Here is a 705-nt window from a genome sequence, read left to right as displayed (position 1 = left end):
GAACGCTCACCCCGTCACCTCCTCCCGTCCGCGAAGCGAACCTCGCCGTGCCCGTCCTTCTTACGGCACGGCTATGACACAACTGAGCGGCCGGCTTTCCGGACACGGCGCATCGGAGGCTGGGGATTCCAGGGCCGAATCGGGTGGCGGGCGCCGGACCACGGTAGGCCCGTCGGGACCGCCAGCCAACTTGGTTATCCACAGGGCATGTGGATGATGGGATCCATCCTGTGGGTAAGTCGCGCGAACCTGTGCACGGGTCGGGGGACAGCGCTGTGGACAAACACACAATCACCCCGAGAGCCCAACCCTGACCTGCGGTTTCTCTATCCAGAAGCTGTGCAGAAGAAAAACTTCCGCCCCCGGCGCAAGATCACGACAAAGGGCGCAGAGAAGATCGTCCCGCACGCCGCCTTGTAAGGATCGTAGATAGCTTGTGTCTCTTACCTGTGGACGATTACATTGCCCTCATGACACAGGCCCCCACGAGCGCGCGGAACACCCTGCGCCACCACGACCGCGAGATCGTCGCACTCGCGCTTCCCGCCTTCGGCGCACTCGTGGCGGAACCCCTCTTCGTCATGGTCGACAGCGCCGTCGTCGGCCATCTGGGCACCACCCAGCTGGCCGGTCTGGGCGTCGCCGCGGCCCTGCTCGCCACCGCCGTCAACATCTTCGTCTTCCTCGCCTACGCCACCACCGGGG

1 pseudogene is annotated in these 705 nt (G+C 65.0%); it reads left to right on the top strand.

Annotation, left to right across the window (positions count from 1 at the left end):
• Positions 1-470: 470 nt before the first annotated feature.
• Positions 471-705, top strand: a pseudogene (locus CCN37_RS38705) (hypothetical protein); the annotation flags it as partial.

It is taken from the genome of Allokutzneria sp. NRRL B-24872, from assembly GCF_002155965.1.
Classification (GTDB): domain Bacteria; phylum Actinomycetota; class Actinomycetes; order Mycobacteriales; family Pseudonocardiaceae; genus Allokutzneria.
Note: the sequence above shows the minus strand (reverse complement) of the source record. Positions and strands in the feature narration are given on the sequence as shown.